This is a genomic window from Microbacterium tumbae, from assembly GCF_054780175.1.
The window spans coordinates 937,722-951,048 of sequence record NZ_BAAGWV010000002.1 but is presented as its reverse complement, the minus strand read 5'-3'; the positions used below and the strand labels follow the sequence as shown (position 1 = coordinate 951,048).

12 protein-coding genes are annotated in these 13,327 nt (G+C 70.8%); 8 read left to right on the top strand and 4 right to left on the bottom strand.

Annotated features, from left to right (window positions below):
- Window positions 1-252 precede the first annotated feature (252 nt).
- Window positions 253-705 (bottom strand): GNAT family N-acetyltransferase, encoded by a 453-nt coding sequence (locus tag ACYVGQ_RS11915; RefSeq protein WP_460784823.1) that lies wholly within the window; start codon window positions 703-705, stop codon window positions 253-255.
- 83 nt (window positions 706-788) lie between these two features.
- Window positions 789-1,601 (bottom strand): SGNH/GDSL hydrolase family protein, encoded by an 813-nt coding sequence (locus tag ACYVGQ_RS11910; RefSeq protein WP_460784822.1) that lies wholly within the window; start codon window positions 1,599-1,601, stop codon window positions 789-791.
- A gap of 70 nt (window positions 1,602-1,671) precedes the next feature.
- On the opposite strand from ACYVGQ_RS11910, the gene argS reads away from it, so the two are divergent.
- Both argS and ACYVGQ_RS11900 read left to right on the top strand, forming a co-directional pair.
- Window positions 1,672-3,336 carry an arginine--tRNA ligase gene (gene argS / locus ACYVGQ_RS11905; RefSeq protein ID WP_460784821.1) on the top strand — a complete coding sequence of 555 codons (1,665 nt, stop codon included), beginning with the start codon at window positions 1,672-1,674 and terminating at the stop codon, window positions 3,334-3,336.
- 28 nt (window positions 3,337-3,364) lie between these two features.
- Window positions 3,365-4,198: an LmeA family phospholipid-binding protein gene (locus ACYVGQ_RS11900; protein WP_460784820.1), complete on the top strand. Its 834-nt coding sequence runs from the start codon at window positions 3,365-3,367 to the stop codon at window positions 4,196-4,198.
- Here the strand turns inward: ACYVGQ_RS11900 and ACYVGQ_RS11895 are convergent.
- On the bottom strand, window positions 4,155-5,204 hold the full coding sequence (locus tag ACYVGQ_RS11895) for a YihY/virulence factor BrkB family protein (protein ID WP_460784819.1): 1,050 nt from the start codon (window positions 5,202-5,204) through the stop codon (window positions 4,155-4,157). The two genes, ACYVGQ_RS11900 and ACYVGQ_RS11895, sit on opposite strands and share 44 nt — an antisense overlap.
- Before the next feature lie 183 nt (window positions 5,205-5,387).
- Between ACYVGQ_RS11895 and lysA the strand changes: the two genes are divergently transcribed.
- The 6 genes from lysA (at window position 5,388) to ACYVGQ_RS11865 (ending at window position 12,735) form a co-directional block, all read left to right on the top strand.
- Entirely contained in the window at window positions 5,388-6,821 is a 1,434-nt protein-coding gene (gene lysA / locus ACYVGQ_RS11890; RefSeq protein WP_460784818.1) for a diaminopimelate decarboxylase, read from the top strand.
- Entirely contained in the window at window positions 6,818-8,146 is a 1,329-nt protein-coding gene (locus tag ACYVGQ_RS11885; RefSeq protein ID WP_460784817.1) for a homoserine dehydrogenase, read from the top strand. The genes lysA and ACYVGQ_RS11885 overlap by 4 nt, the downstream gene beginning before the upstream one ends.
- A 2-nt stretch (window positions 8,147-8,148) precedes the next feature.
- The gene (gene thrB, locus ACYVGQ_RS11880) at window positions 8,149-9,078 is read left to right on the top strand and encodes a homoserine kinase (protein WP_460784816.1); all 930 of its coding nucleotides are present in this window, start codon (window positions 8,149-8,151) and stop codon (window positions 9,076-9,078) included.
- 156 nt (window positions 9,079-9,234) lie between these two features.
- On the top strand, window positions 9,235-11,196 hold the full coding sequence (rho, locus tag ACYVGQ_RS11875) for a transcription termination factor Rho (RefSeq protein ID WP_460784815.1): 1,962 nt from the start codon (window positions 9,235-9,237) through the stop codon (window positions 11,194-11,196).
- Between the two features lie 3 nt (window positions 11,197-11,199).
- On the top strand, window positions 11,200-12,279 hold the full coding sequence (prfA, locus tag ACYVGQ_RS11870; RefSeq protein WP_460784814.1) for a peptide chain release factor 1: 1,080 nt from the start codon (window positions 11,200-11,202) through the stop codon (window positions 12,277-12,279).
- A gap of 51 nt (window positions 12,280-12,330) precedes the next feature.
- Entirely contained in the window at window positions 12,331-12,735 is a 405-nt protein-coding gene (locus tag ACYVGQ_RS11865) for a hypothetical protein (protein ID WP_460784813.1), read from the top strand.
- A gap of 15 nt (window positions 12,736-12,750) precedes the next feature.
- Here ACYVGQ_RS11865 and epsC read toward each other — a convergent pair whose 3' ends face one another.
- The gene (epsC, locus tag ACYVGQ_RS11860) at window positions 12,751-13,320 is read right to left on the bottom strand and encodes a serine O-acetyltransferase EpsC (RefSeq protein ID WP_460784812.1); all 570 of its coding nucleotides are present in this window, start codon (window positions 13,318-13,320) and stop codon (window positions 12,751-12,753) included.
- Window positions 13,321-13,327: the final 7 nt, after the last annotated feature.

Below are 13,327 nucleotides of genomic sequence, written 5' to 3'. Positions count from 1 at the left end.
ACCAGACACGTCGTCGAGTTCGGGGGAAGGTCCACGAGTAAGCCTCGCAGACCATAACCATCCCCATTTCACCGCGAGATCCCGCGGCTAGATCAAGAACCCATCCACACGTTCTTGCCTATAACCCCAGGGGGATGCCTGCATCGTTCCCGGCACGTAGCGTCTGATGCGTGAGCGACGGCTTCAAACCCGGGGGACGAGGTCCTCACCACCCCGTCGCGGTCGTCTGCGAGAGGACGCGTGCTCGTCCGCTCAGTGAGGCGCCGTGGGAACGAACCGCAAGGCGTTAGTCTCCCGCGGGACGAATCCGACAGACGTGTACAGCTGCAGAGCTGACTTCCGAGTCGGCTTCGAGGTGAGATCCAGCGTGCGGAGTCCTCGTTCTGTCGCCAACTCGGTCGCCCGCTGGAGCAGGGCGCGGGCGATCCCGCTGCCACGGGCGGCGGAATCGACGACGACGTCTTCGACATGTCCGCGCACACCGGACAGGAGCGGCACCGAGACCAGCGTCGCCGTGCCGACGATCCGTCCTCCCATCCGGACGACGAGGAGATCCGTCGCCTGGTGGGCGACGATCGCGGCGAGGCGATCACGGTCGAACGACGCCGTCGCCGAGAGCTGGCCCAGTAGGCCGGCGAGATCTTCGGCGGCGGCGTCGTCGACCTCCCGGAGGATCTCGACGGTGATCGGATCGGCGTCGTTCATGGGATCACGATAGCCGAGAGCATCGCCGTCCTCGGAGAAGCCTTCGTCCGACGTCGATGACGACGGACAGCCGTCCGAACCGCTCACTCCTCGGCGCCGTCCTCCGACTCCTCGCCCGCCTCGGTCACGGGCGCGGCGGCGAGCTCGTCCAGCGCCGCCGCGAGCTGCTCAGCCAGATAGCGATGCCCCTCGGTCGAGGGATGCCTGCGCCCGATCTCGACATCGATGACGTCCAGGTAGTTCGCCTCGGTGATCCAGTCTCGCGCGAGGGGGGAGATGTACCACCAGCCCCGTGCGGCGGCCAGCTCGGACAGGTCGCGATCGATCCGTGCCGTCCCCGCGCTGACGGGTAGCGCATGCGGCGCCGGTCCGAGCACCACGATCGTCGCCTCCGGGTATGTCGCGGCCAGGGCGTCCCATGCCGCATCCACCGCATCGCGGTAACCCTCCTCGCCCTGCTCCCTGTCATTGATCGAGCCCTGGATGATCACGAGATCGGGGTCGAGGGAGGGATCCAGGGCCGCGATCCGCTCGCCGAACGCGGGGCCGTCGATACCGGGTTTGAGATAACCGCTCCCCCGCACGCCGTTCACGATCGTCGTGCCGTCCAGGAGGTCGGCCAGCACGTACGCGTAGCCCTGCGTACGCACCGTCGCTGCGGAGCCGTAGGTCCACGAGTCGCCGAAGACCAGGACGGTCGGATGCTCGGGAAGCGCCAGCGGCGCCGGCGCGATCGCGGCGGCCTGATCGGCTCCGACCGGAGCGCCGATCGGAGCCGCGGCCGGCAGGGGCGCCCACGGACGCCAGACCCCCAGGACGCCGGCCGCGAGGGCGAGCAGCAGCGCGGCGGCCACCCACGCCGAGCTCAGCGGGCGACGGGTGGAAGCGGCCTTCATGGCATGAGAGTAGATCACGAACCGTTCATCGCAAATTCACACGCGACCCGGGCCGTAAACTGGGACGCCTATGAACCCTGAAACGCTCGCCTCAGCACTCCTTGCCGTCCTCGCACCGATTGCCGCCGAGCGACGTCCTGGCGAGCCGCTCGCGCTCACCGCATCCGACATCGTGTTCGAGCGCCCCCGCAGCCGCGACCACGGCGACTGGGCGTCCAACATCGCGATGCGCCTGGCGAAGCCGCTCGGCGCGAACCCGCGCGAACTCGCCCAGCAGATCGCCGACGGTCTCGCCGGCGTCGACGGCGTCGCCAGCGTGGAGGTCGCGGGCCCCGGCTTCATCAACATCCGCCTCGACGCCGCGGCGGCAGGCGCCCTCGCCAGGACGATCGTCGAAGCAGGCGAGGCATACGGCACGAACGACTCCCAGCAGGGCGTGAGCGTGAACATCGAGTTCGTCTCGGCGAACCCGACCGGCCCGCTGCACATCGGTCACACGCGCTGGGCCGCGCTCGGCGACTCGATCGTGCGCCTGCTGCTCGCCAGCGGCGCGAACGCCGTCCGCGAGTACTACATCAACGACGCGGGCGCGCAGATGGACCGCTTCGCCCTGTCGATCGTCGCCGCCGCGAAGGGCGAGCCGACCCCCGAGGGCGGCTACCCCGGCGAATACATCACGACGCTCGCCGGTCGCGTGCTCGAGGCGCGTCCCGACCTGCTCGGCCTCCCGGACGACGAACGGCTCGTCGTCGCGCGCGACCTCGCCTACGAATACCAGCTCGCCGAGATCAAGGCATCGCTGGAGAGGTTCAACGTGCCCTTCGACGTGTGGTTCTCCGAGCGCACGCTGCATGCGAAGGGCGAGGACGGGACGAGTCTCATCGACCAGGCGGTCGATCGCCTGCGCGAGCAGGGGCACGTCTTCGACGAGGAGGGCGCGGTCTGGGTGCGCACGACCGACTTCGGCGACGACAAGGACCGCGTCATCCGCCGTTCGAACGGCGAGTACACCTACTTCGCCGCAGACGCGGCGTACTACCTCAACAAGGGAGACCGCGGCTTCGCGGACAAGATCTACCTGCTCGGCGCCGACCACCACGGCTACGTGCATCGCCTCAAGGCCGTGGCCGGCGCGGCCGGAGACGATCCGGAGAAGAACATCCAGGTGCTCATCGGCCAGCTCGTCTCCATCCGGGGTGCGCGCCTCAGCAAGCGCGCAGGCAACATCATCGAGATGGACGACCTGCAGGCCTGGATCGGCACCGATGCGCTGCGGTATGCGCTGGAGCGCTCGCCCGCCGACTCTCCGCTCGACCTCGACCCCGAACTGCTGCAGAAGCGCACCAACGACAACCCGGTGTTCTACGTGCAGTACGCCCACGCGCGCACCCACAACGTCGCCCGCAACGCGGCGGACTCCGGAGTCGATCGCCGCGACTTCGCCCCGGAGACGCTCACCCACGAGACCGAGGCGGCCCTGCTGGGCGCGCTCCAGGAGTTCCCTCGCATCGTCGCCTACGCGGCCGAGGTCCGCGAGCCTCACCGCGTCGCGCGGTACCTCGAGGAGCTCGCCGGCCTCTACCATCGCTGGTACGACAACTGCCGCGTGATCCCGCAGGGCGACGATCCGATCGAGACCGTGCACCGCACGCGCCTGTGGCTCAACGACGCCGCGGGCCAGGTGCTGCGCAACGGGCTCGACCTCCTCGGCGTGTCCGCTCCGGAGCGCATGTAGTCGCGCGTCCCGGGGAGAGGATGGTGCCATGAGCCACGACGACCCCACGCTGCCGTATCCGGACGCCTCGATCGAGCATCCGACCCCCGTCGTACCCGGCGAGCAGGATGCCGTGCGGGCGCCGAGACGTCATCGGTGGCCGTGGGCGCTGCTCGTCGTCGTGATCCTGCTCGCCCTGCTCGCCGTCGCGGCGGAGTTCATCGTGCGCAGCATCCTGCCGGGGGTCGTCCGCGGGATCGTCGTCGAGCAGCTCGATCTGCCCGCCGACCAGCAGCTGGACGTCGAGGCCGACGGCATCCTGATCCCGCAGCTGCTGGCGGGCTCTCTGGATGCTCTGCACCTGTCCACCGACTCCGTGACGATCGGCGGCATCACTGGGGCGGCGGACGTGACGGCGAACGGCATCCCGTTGCGAGGCGGCGACCTGACAGCGGCGAGCGGGACGATCCGGATCGATCAGAGCCAGTTCGAGGAACTGCTCGCCGACACCGACATCCCGGTCGAGACCATCTCCTTCGACGCGCCAGACGTCACCGTCGCCGGCAGCGTGAGCGTCCTCGGGTTCGGTCTTCCCATCGAGTTCACCGCGACGCCCGGGGCTGCGGAGGGCGACCTGACGCTCACCCCGGTGCGGCTGCTCCTCGGCGGGGTGGAGCTGGACGCCGCCCAGGTCGCCGACCGCCTCGGCGCTCTCGGCGAACGGCTCGCCGACACGCAGCGCATCTGCATCGCGGATCAGCTGCCCGCGGGACTCCACCTCGCCGGCCTCGCGATCTCGGGGTCGGAGGCGGTGATCGACCTGGACGTCGACGGCGGGATCATCGACGACCCCGCTCTCCAGGAGAACGGGACGTGCCCGTAGCCGGCTCGTCCTGACGGCGTTCGGCGGCCTCGGCCTCCTGCGCGGCCTTCAGCGCGGCTGCGGCGATCCCGACCTCGCGCTCCGCCCTCCGGACGGCGTGCTGGGCGACGGTGCGCGCGCCGAAGCGCGCGTGCACCCTGTCCTCGGACTCCTCTATGCCCACGACGATGTGCGCGCACGCGAACAGGACGACCTGCGAGGAGAGGTCCAGCCAGATCAGCAGGGCCAGGAGCGAGGCGAAGGAGGCGAGCAGCGGATTCGACGTCGCGCCGCCGAGGAAGAGGCTCGACAGCTCCTGCAGGACGATCAGTCCGACGGCGCCCAGCAGCGCTCCCGACCACAGCGCGCGCGGGGGCGCCTTCCGCCCGGACAGCAGGACGAAGATCCCGGCGATCAGCGCCGCGTCGAGAGCGAACACGACCACGAGCGAGACCAGGCGCACCGCCCAGGAGACGAGCGGCGCGTCCCCGTCGACGCCGAGGAGACCCGTGACGAGCTCCAGACCGATCCGACCGAGGAAGGTCAGCGCGGCGGCGGCCGCGAAGCCGACGGCGACGCCCGCGGCGAGGAGAAGATTGCGCAGCAGCACCCAGACGAACATCAGGTCGTCCAGGGCGGTGCCCGCGATCGTCCGCACCGCCGTTCGCAGCGATCCCACCGCGCCGAGCGCTGCGCCGATGAGACCGACGGTCGAGACGATCCCGGCGATCGACAGGCCCGGGAGCTCGGGGATCTGATCGAGATCCTTGATCACCCCGTCCTCTCCGAGCAGTCCGGGCACCGCGGCGTCGATCGCGTTCACCAGGGCTCGCCACGCATCGGGATTGCCCGCCAGCCACAGCGTCGCGAACGAGAATCCGAGCAGCACGGCGGCGAACACGCTGAACAGGGCGCGGTAGGTGATGCTGTCCGCGAGCATCGGTCCGCGGCTCTCGCCGTACAGCAGCGCCGAGCGCACCGCTCTGCGCTCCAGCGCCCAGGCGACGGCCTTCTTCACGAACTCCATGCCGCCACGTTAGGCGACGGCGGAGGGAACCGGGCAGGGGGTTGCGTGCGTCCGCCCCGATCCCGTAGCGGCGGCGAGGGGGCCGACACCGTGACGGACCGGGTCCACCGGTTGCCATAGAATCGGGGCAGCCTCGCCGTGCGTCTCTTCGCCCGAGGACCCGCTTCCACGATTGGTCCGCCTGTGCTCCACCATGCCGATGCCCCCGCTCCGGAATGGCTCGCCGTGCCCGAGGACGCGAACGATCTGGCGGAGGGGGTGTGGCCGGCATCCGCTCTTCGCGACGAGGACGGCGAGCTCCGGATCGCCGGCCTCGGTGCGACCGAGCTCGCCCGCGTGCACGGCACGCCGCTCCTCGTGCTGGACGAGGACGAGGTCCGCGCCCGCGCCCGTGCGTTCCGGACCTCCTTCGACACGGCCGCCCTGGCCCACGGCACCACGGCCCGCGTGTACTACGCGGGCAAGGCGTTCCTGTCCACCGCGGTCGCCCGGTGGGTCGGCGAAGAGGGGCTGAACCTCGACGTCTGCACCAGGGGAGAGCTGGAGATCGCGCTCGCGGCGGGAACGGATCCGGCCCGGATCGGCTTCCACGGCAACAACAAGTCCATCGCCGAGCTCGAGCGCGCGGTCGCGGTCGGCGTCGGCACGATCATCGTGGACAGCGCCGTCGAGATCGAGCGTCTGGCCGTCATCACGGCCGCGGCCGGCGTCGTCCAGGACGTGCTCATCCGCGTGAACAGCGGTGTGCACGCCGAGACGCACGACTTCCTCGCCACCGCGCACGAGGATCAGAAGTTCGGGTTCGCGTTCCCCGACGCCGAGATCGCGGCGGCCCGCATCCGCGAGATCGCCGGACTCCGGCTGATCGGGCTGCACTGCCACATCGGCTCGCAGATCTTCGGCGTCGCCGGATTCCGGGAGTCCGCCTCCCGCGTGCTGGAGTTGCACGAGCGGCTCCGCGAGGGCGGAGAGCTGCCGCTGCTGAACCTCGGCGGCGGCTTCGGCATCGCCTACACGAGAGTCGACGATCCCACCCCCATCGCCGTGCTGGCCGCCGAGATCGTGGCGGCCGTCGCGCAGGGCTGCGCGGACCGCGGCATCCCGCTTCCGAGACTCGCGTTCGAGCCGGGCAGGGCGATTGTCGGCACGGCAGGGGTCACCCTCTACGAGATCGGCACGACGAAGGACGTCGCGCTGGGAGGCGGGGCCCGCCGCAGGTACGTCAGCGTCGACGGCGGGATGAGCGACAACGCCCGTCCCGCGCTGTACGGCGCGCAGTTCTCCGCCCGCCTCGCCTCCCGCGCCGGCGCCGGAGAGCCCGTCCTGGTGCGGGTCGTCGGCAAGCACTGCGAGTCCGGCGACATCGTCGTCGACCACGAGTACCTCCCGGGAGACCTGACGCCGGGAGACCTGCTCGCCGTCCCCGCGACCGGCGCGTACTGCGCCTCGCTGTCCAGCAACTACAACCATGTCCCGCGCCCCGCGATCGTCGCCGTATCCGGCGGCGCATCCCGGGTGATCGTGCGCGCGGAGACGATCGACGACCTCCTGGCACGGGATGCCGGGATCGACCAGGGGCGCCCCGCGGGGCAGCCCGCGGCAGAAGGAGAACGATGACCCAGCTCCCGAAGAGCGAAGCAGGACAGTATCGACGGCTTCGGGTGGCGCTGCTCGGCGCCGGCGCGGTCGGTTCGCAGGTGGCGTCGCTGCTGCTGCGCCACGGCGACGAGCTGGCGGACCGCGCCGGAGCCCGTCTCGAGCTGTCCGGCATCGCGGTGCGCGACCCCGATGCCCCACGGGACGTCGAGCTTCCCCGCGAGCTGCTCACCACGGATGCCGAGGCGCTGATCACCGGGTCGGACATCGTCATCGAGCTGATGGGTGGCATCGAGCCCGCCCGCACGCAGGTGCTGCAGGCGCTGAACTCCGGCGCGGACGTCGTCACCGCCAACAAGGCGCTCCTGGCCACCCACGGCCCTGAGCTGTTCGAGGCGGCGGACCAGGTCGGCGCATCCGTGTACTACGAGGCCGCCGCCGCTGGCGCGATCCCGATCATCCGCCCGCTGCGCGACTCGCTCGCCGGCGACCGCGTCGTGCGCATCATGGGCATCGTCAACGGGACCACGAACTACATCCTCGACCGGATGGACACCGAGGGCGCCGACTTCGGCGAGGTCCTCGCCGACGCCCAGCGCCTCGGCTACGCGGAGGCCGACCCCACCGCCGACGTCGAGGGCTACGACGCCGCGCAGAAGGCCGCGATCCTCGCCAGCCTCGCCTTCCACACGACGGTCCCGCTGGAGGCCGTCCACCGCGAGGGCATCACCTCCGTCACGGCATCCATGATCCGCCGGGCGCGCGAGGCCGGCTACGTCATCAAGCTGCTCGCCGTCTGCGAGCGGCTCGTCATCGACGGAGCAGAGTCGATATCGGTGCGCGTGTACCCGGCCCTCGTCTCCCGCAGCCACCCGCTCGCCTCGGTCCACGGAGCGAACAACGCCGTGTTCGTCGAGGCCGAGGCCGCGGGCTCCCTGATGTTCTACGGAGCGGGGGCGGGCGGGGTGCAGACCGCGTCGGCGGTGCTCGGCGACGTCGTCTCCGCGGCGCGCCGTCACATCGCAGGCGGCGTCGGCGTGGGCGAGTCCACCCGTGCGAACCTGCCGATCGTCCCCATCGACCACGTGTCGACCCGCTATCAGATCACTCTCGAGGTCGCCGATCAGACCGGCGTCCTCGCCGCCGTCGCCGGCGTCCTGAGCGAGGACGGCGTCTCGGTCGCGACCGTGGTGCAGACGGTGGAGGATGCCGCGGACGGAACCGCCCGACTCATCATCGGCACGCACACGGCCGCCGAGCGCGCCCTGGCCGAGACGGTCTCCCGCCTGTCCGCGGCCGATGCGGTCCGCTCGGTCGTCTCGGTGCTGCGGGTGGAAGGGGAGTGAGCGTGCGCTCCCTCTCCGTCCGCGTTCCGGCGACCAGCGCGAACCTCGGTCCGGGATTCGACACCCTCGGCCTCGCTCTGAGCGTCTACGACGACCTCGTCGTCACCGAGCTCGACGGCGATCGCCTCGAGATCGAGGTCACCGGCACGGGGGCGGACGAGATCGCGAGGGACGAGTCGAACCTCGTCTACCGGTCGATCGCGCACGTCTTCGAGGATGCAGGGCGCGAGGTGCCCGGTCTCCGCATCGCCGCCCGCAACGGCGTGCCCCACGGCCGAGGCCTCGGCTCGTCCGGCGCCGCGGTCGTGGCGGGCATCCTGGCGGCGAAGGGGCTGCTCGACGGCGCCGTCGATCTGGACGACGCCGCACTGCTGCGCCTCGCCACGGAGCTCGAGGGGCATCCGGACAACGTCGCCCCCGCGCTCTTCGGCGGGCTCACGATCGCGTGGACGGGTGAGGACGGCCCGCGGCACAAGAAGCTCCTGGTCCATCGAGGCGTGGCGCCCCTGGTCCTCGTGCCGGAGCACACGGTGTCGACGGCGCTGGCGCGCACCCTGCAGCCGGCGCAGGTGCCGCGCGAGGACGCCGTGTTCAACGTGTCGCGCTCGGCTCTGCTGATCGCCGCGCTCACGCAGAGCCCCGAGCTCCTGCTCGACGCCACCGCTGATCGCCTGCACCAGGACTACCGCGCCCAGGCGATGCCTGAGACGTACACGCTCGTCCAGGCGCTGCGGCACGCGGGCTTCGCCGCCGTCGTCTCCGGTGCGGGGCCGAGCGTCCTCGTGCTCTGCGACGGGCCCGGCGGCCGGGCGGACGCGGCCGCCCTCGCGGCATCCGTGACCGACACCCCGTGGGAGGCTCGCATGCTCGCCGTCGACGTGCGGGGTGCTACAGTAAGGGATCGAGCGGAGGGGTCCGCGAAATCCTCGTGAATCTGGCCCCGATCGCAATCTGCGATCTCCGTACGTCACATCCAGAGCATCCCACGCCCTGGCACGCGAGCGCCAAGCGTTCGCACGTACGACCGTGCTCGGCACCCGTCGCGCACGTCTGACGCTCACATCCCACGACACATCAAGGGAGCACTCGTGGAGAATCTCTCCGAGACCCAGAACGACCAGTCCATCACCGCTGCGGCCGCCGCCGAGGCGCCGGTCGCCGCACCGCGCAAGCGCGCCCCGCGCCGCGCGACCACAGCGACCGCCGCGGCGAAGGCCGCAGATGCCGCCACGGCGGATGCGCCGTCGGAGGCTGCGCCTGCAGCCGACGCGCCTGCGGAGGCCGCCCCCAAGGCGCCGCGCCGCAGCCGTGCCAAGAAGGCCGACGCGCCCGCTGAGGCTCCGGCGGCCGAGGCTCCCGCCGCGGAGCCGGCTGCCGCGCCCGTCGCTGAGCCGGCTGCTGACGCGCCGGCCGACGCCGCGCCCAAGGGGCGCAAGCGCGCACCGCGCAAGACGGCCGCCGACAAGGGCGATGCCGCAGCGGAGCAGAACGACGCCAAGGCCGCAGACGCCGCCGCGCAGAGCGATGGCGGCAACAACACCGCCGCCGCGGACGACAGCGGCAGGAAGGGCGAGGCTGCAGCGGGCAACGACGCGCCCAAGAACGACGCGCCGAAGAACGACGCCGTCTCCAGGAACGACGGCGCCGAGAGCGCCGAGTCCTCGAACGCCGAAGGCGAGGAGGGATCCGGTCGCAGTCGGAATCGCAGCCGCAGCCGCAGCCGTGGCCGGGGTCAGAACGGCAACGCCCAGGAGCCGCAGGCTCAGCAGCCCGCCGACGACGAGCAGTCCGCGAACGGCCGGAACCGTCAGCGCAACAAGCGCCGCGGCGGCGGCAACACGACGGCCGACGAGTTCGAGACCGAGGTCTTCGAGGATGACGTCCTCATCCCGATCGCCGGCATCCTCGACGTGCTCGACAACTACGCGTTCGTCCGCACCACGGGCTACCTCGCCGGCGCCAGCGACGTCTACGTGTCGCTCGGGCAGGTCAAGAAGTACAACCTCCGCAAGGGCGACGCGGTCGTCGGCTCCATCAAGCAGCCCCGCGAGGGCGAGCAGCAGGGCCGTCAGAAGTACAACGCCCTGGTGAAGGTCGACTCGATCAACGGCCTGTCCGTCGAGGACGCGGCCACCCGCGTCGAGTTCGGCAAGCTCACCCCGCTGTACCCGCAGGAGCGCCTGCGCCTGGAGACGGCGCCGGAGAAGCTCACCCAGCGCATCATCGATCTCGTCGCCCCGATCGGCAAGGGCCAGCGCGGCCTCATCGTCGCGCCTCCGAAGGCGGGCAAGACCATCGTCCTGCAGCAGATCGCGAACGCGATCGCGCAGAACAACCCCGAGGTGCACCTCATGGTCGTCCTGGTCGACGAGCGCCCCGAAGAGGTCACGGACATGGAGCGCACGGTCAAGGGCGAGGTCATCGCCTCGACCTTCGACCGTCCGGCCGAGGACCACACCACGGTCGCGGAGCTTGCGATCGAGCGCGCCAAGCGCCTCGTCGAGCTCGGTCGCGACGTCGTCGTGCTCCTCGACTCGATCACGCGTCTGGGGCGCGCCTACAACATCGCGACGCCCGCCTCCGGCCGCGTGCTGACCGGTGGCGTGGACGCCGCGGCCCTGTACCCGCCGAAGCGCTTCTTCGGGGCCGCGCGCAACATCGAGAACGGCGGGTCGCTCACGATCCTCGCCACCGCGCTCGTCGAGACCGGATCCAAGATGGACGAGGTCATCTTCGAGGAGTTCAAGGGCACGGGCAACAGCGAGCTGCGCCTGTCGCGTCAGCTGGCGGACAAGCGGATCTTCCCGGCGGTCGACGTCAACGCGTCGAGCACGCGCCGCGAGGAGATGCTGCTCTCGCCCGACGAGGTCAAGATCACCTGGAAGCTGCGCCGCGCCCTGGCGGGCCTGGACACCCAGCAGGCCCTCGAGGTCGTGCTCGGCAAGCTCAAGGAGACCCACTCGAACGTGGAGTTCCTCGTGCAGATGCAGAAGTCGATCCCGGCGCCGGCGACCGGCTCCAGCCACGGGCACGAGAACAACATCCGCTGAGCCGTGTTCGAGTCCGTTCAGGCGCTCATCGACGAACACCGCCGGGTGCAGGAGGAGCTCTCCGACCCGGCGGTGCACGCCGACGCCGCGCGCGCGAAGCGCGTGAACAGGCGGTACGCCGAGCTGTCGAAGATCGTCTCCGCTCACGAGTCGTGGCTCGCGGCGGCGGAGGACCTGGACGCCGCGCGCGAGCTCGCCCGCGAGGACGAGGCCTTCGCGGCGGAGGTCCCAGAGCTCGAGGCCGGGCTGGCGCAGGCGCAGGAGAAGCTGCGTCGCCTGCTCATCCCGCGCGACCCCGATGACGCCCGCGACGTGATCATGGAGATCAAGGCGGGGGAGGGAGGTGCGGAGAGCGCCCTCTTCGCAGCCGACCTGCTGCGCATGTATGTGCAGTACGCCGCTTCCAAGGGCTGGAAGACCGAGCTCCTCGAGCGCAACGAATCGGACCTCGGCGGCTACAAGGACGTTCAGGTCGCGATCAAGGGCTCATCGAGCGATCCCGCACAGGGCGTGTGGGCGCACCTGAAGTACGAGGGCGGCGTCCACCGGGTGCAGCGGGTCCCTGCGACCGAGTCGCAGGGCCGCATCCACACCTCCACCACCGGCGTGCTGGTGTTCCCCGAGGTGGACGAGCCGGAGGAGATCCAGATCGACCCCAACGATCTGAAGATCGACGTCTTCCGTTCCTCCGGACCCGGCGGGCAGTCCGTGAACACGACGGATTCCGCGGTGCGCATCACGCACGTCCCCACGGGGATCGTGGTGTCCATGCAGAACGAGAAGTCCCAGCTGCAGAACAGGGAGGCGGGCATGCGCGTGCTGCGCGCCCGTCTGCTGGCGAAGCAGCAGGAGGAGCTGGACGCCGCGGCGTCCGATGCCCGCAGATCGCAGATCCGCGGCATGGACCGCTCCGAGCGCATCCGGACGTACAACTTCCCGGAGAACCGCATCGCCGACCACCGCACCGGCTTCAAGGCCTACAACCTCGATCAGGTGATGGACGGCTCGCTCGGTCCGATCGTCGAGAGCGCCATCGCCGCCGATGAAGAGGCGCGGCTGGCCGCGATCGGCACGGAATCCTGACCCGAACCGGCTCCGTAGACGGGACTCGCCGGTCGGCGCTATGCTCGGCGCGTGATCGCCTTCCTGCTCCGCTCCCTCCTGTACGTCGTCTCGGCGGGCCTCGGGCTGGTCGTGGCCGACCTGCTCCTCGAGGGCTTCCTCATCCAGTGGGACAAGTGGTGGGGATTCGTGATCTGCATCCTGGTCTTCGCGATCCTGCAGAGCATCCTGAGCCCGTGGGCCGCCCGGCTCGCCGACCGCTACGCTCCCGTGCTCATGGGCGGCATCGGCATCTTCTCCACGCTGATCGCGCTCGTCGTGGTCGTGCTGCTGCCGATCGGAGGCCTCCGCATCGTCGATGTGACGGGCTGGCTCCTCGGCGCGGTGATCGTCTGGCTCATCACGGCGCTCGGCAGCATCCTGCTCCCGTCGATCTTCCTCAAGAAGAAGACGGCGCCGGAGAAGAGCAGCCGCTGATCGGCGCCGGAGTCCTCAGATCGAGTACTCCGGCGCGGTCAGCAGGGCCCGCGTGTCGTCGTGCGTCGTGCGCACCCGCGGCTTCGCCGGCACGCCGACGAGGATGCTGTCCGCCGGCGCGTCCCGCGTGACGACGGCGTTGGCCCCGACGACGGAACCGGCGCCGATCGTGATCGGGCCGAGGATCTTCGCCCCGGCGCCCACGGCGACGCCGTCCCCGAGCGTGGGGTGGCGCTTGCCGGAATCGCGGGTGCGGCCGCCGAGGGTCACACCGTGGTACAGCATCACATCGTCGCCGATCTCGGCCGTCTCGCCGACGACGACCCCCATGCCGTGGTCGATGAAGAACCGGCGGCCGATCCGCGCTCCGGGGTGGATCTCGATCCCGGTGAGCCAGCGGGTCAGCTGCGAGCCCGCCCTCGCGAGGAAGCGCAGGTTCCGCCGCCACAGCCCGTGCCACACGCGGTGCGCCCAGATGGCGTGCAGGCCGGGGTAGAGCAGCGCGACCTCGACCCCGCTGCGCGCAGCGGGGTCGCGCAGACGTGCGGCGACGAGGTCCTCGCGCATTCGACCGATCAGGCTCATCGACGGC

Coding starts and splice junctions, on each gene's coding strand:
- ACYVGQ_RS11900 (WP_460784820.1), top strand. CDS start 3,365: ATGAGCCACGACGACCCCACGCTGCCGTATCCGGACGCCTCGATCGAG.
- ACYVGQ_RS11915 (WP_460784823.1), bottom strand. CDS start 705: ATGAACGACGCCGATCCGATCACCGTCGAGATCCTCCGGGAGGTCGAC.
- ACYVGQ_RS11885 (WP_460784817.1), top strand. CDS start 6,818: ATGACCCAGCTCCCGAAGAGCGAAGCAGGACAGTATCGACGGCTTCGG.
- argS (WP_460784821.1), top strand. CDS start 1,672: ATGAACCCTGAAACGCTCGCCTCAGCACTCCTTGCCGTCCTCGCACCG.
- ACYVGQ_RS11910 (WP_460784822.1), bottom strand. CDS start 1,601: ATGAAGGCCGCTTCCACCCGTCGCCCGCTGAGCTCGGCGTGGGTGGCC.
- epsC (WP_460784812.1), bottom strand. CDS start 13,320: ATGAGCCTGATCGGTCGAATGCGCGAGGACCTCGTCGCCGCACGTCTG.
- ACYVGQ_RS11895 (WP_460784819.1), bottom strand. CDS start 5,204: ATGGAGTTCGTGAAGAAGGCCGTCGCCTGGGCGCTGGAGCGCAGAGCG.